General features: G+C 58.9%; 1 protein-coding gene. It reads left to right on the forward strand.

Translation table 11 applies throughout. The annotated features are described in order from the left end of the window. Window positions 1-370: hypothetical protein (locus H7U32_RS10585; protein ID WP_204469962.1), on the forward strand; the 370-nt coding region annotated here is incomplete at its 5' end. Window positions 371-384 lie beyond the last annotated feature (14 nt).

Below are 384 nucleotides of genomic sequence, written 5' to 3' on the forward strand. Positions count from 1 at the left end.
TTCCGTAACCCAGTCGATTGTCTTCCATCGCACGTCGAGTCTGGGAGCGTCGGACACCCTCACCATCAGCGGGCATGTGCTGCCCAACGGTGACGGGCAATGGCTAGCCCTGGTCAGCATCGACTGGATCAACAGCGGGGCATTCCGCACAAGCTCATGGGGCGCGACCAATCTGGCGACCATGGACGGATGGCAGGCGACCCAGGAATACATGCAGACCTGCTACGAGAACATCACCTACGAGCACCTCGGCAAAAACGCGTTCCGCGCGGTCGGCAACACCATTTCGTACCAGACACCCGCAGCAATCGATATCGGCGCAAACGCATGGCACAAAGGCTCTCTTGTCTTCAACGTCAAACCCGCCTAGCATTCCGTAACCCA

The organism is Bifidobacterium pullorum subsp. saeculare (genome assembly GCF_016899725.1).
GTDB lineage: Bacteria > Actinomycetota > Actinomycetes > Actinomycetales > Bifidobacteriaceae > Bifidobacterium > Bifidobacterium pullorum_C.